Consider the following 1313-nt stretch of genomic DNA (forward strand, 5'->3'; position numbering starts at 1 on the left):
GGGCCCCCGCCCCCGCCGACCCGGAGCCGACCGCCGGCGGGGTCCCACGCGACGCGGCGCCCCCGCGTTGTCTGGCGTCCAGACGCAGGAGGATGAGCGCCGCGGCGAGCAGCACGAGGGCCAGGAGGAACCAGAACACGACCATGTCCACAGAGGGTAGTCAGCGCTGGTGGGGTTACCCGCCAGGCACCGCGGCGCTGCGTGACCTGGACGGGCCCGGGAGGCTGCGGAGGCCCGGGGCTAGCGGGGGTCCTCCCCCAGGGCGATCGGCCGCCGACGATCCGCCGACCACTGCGACCACGACCCCGGGAACAACCTCCCCGCCTCGATCCCGGCCACCTCCATCGCCGCGAGCGCATGGCAGGCGTGGATGCCGGAACCGCAGTAGACCACGGTGTCCTTCCCGCTGGTCACGCCCACGTCGGCGAACATCTGACGGATGCGCTCGGCGGGAAGGAACCGACCGCTCTCGTCGAGGAACGACGAGGTGGGCAGATTGACGGCGCCCGGGATGTGGCCGGCCCGCGAATCCATCGGCTCGGTGTGGCCGGCATAGCGCTCGGCCGCGCGGACATCGATCAGGACGCCCTCCTCGGGGCTGGCCTGCGTCTCGTCGATGTCGGCCGTGCGCATGTGATCGAGCCTGAAGGTGAAGTCGCCGCGTTCGACCGGGTTGCCCGGCCCCACCGCCAGGTCCTCGCCCTCGGCGATCCACGCCTTGAGACCGCCGTCGAGGAGGTAGACGTCCTCCTTGCCGGCCCAGCGCATCAGCCACCAGGCGCGCGCCGCGGAGGTGTTACCGGAGTCGTCGTAGATCACCACGCGGCTGTCGTTGTGCACGCCGGCACGGCGCAGGGCGTCCTCGAGATCATCGGGCGAGGGCAGCGGGTGGCGGCCCTCGCGGACGTTGCGCTGGCCCGCGAGCTCGGTGGGCAGATCGACGTACTGCGCACCGGGGATGTGGCCCGAGTAGTAGTGCTCGCGCCCGCGGGCGTCGCCGAGCCGCCAGCGCACGTCGAGGATCACGGGGGTGGGAAGGCTCGCCACGTCGCTGATCAACTCGCGCGCCGTGACGAGGAGGGGACTGGCCTGGGTGTCGGATGCGGGTGCGGTGGCTCTGGTCACGAGTCCATGGTAGTCGCGATGACGACGAGGCGGATCCCCTCATCGGGGACTGATCCGTCACTCCGCGGGCGCGGGGCGGGCGAGGAGGTGTGGGCGGTGCGGGACGTGGGCGGTCACCCGGGCACGAGTTGGCGGACAGGATTCGCGTCGGGGCCGTTCCCGATCGCATCTCCTGTCCGCCAACTCGT

The 1313-nt window shown here is 72.1% G+C and carries 1 protein-coding gene; it reads right to left on the bottom strand.

What is annotated here, in order from left to right; translation table 11 throughout:
* Positions 1-240: 240 nt before the first annotated feature.
* Positions 241-1125 carry a sulfurtransferase gene (locus G6021_RS14290; protein WP_182617194.1) on the bottom strand — a complete coding sequence of 295 codons (885 nt, stop codon included), beginning with the start codon at positions 1123-1125 and terminating at the stop codon, positions 241-243.
* Positions 1126-1313: the final 188 nt, after the last annotated feature.

The sequence above is a fragment of the Dietzia sp. CW19 genome (genome assembly GCF_014145265.1).
GTDB lineage: Bacteria > Actinomycetota > Actinomycetes > Mycobacteriales > Mycobacteriaceae > Dietzia > Dietzia natronolimnaea.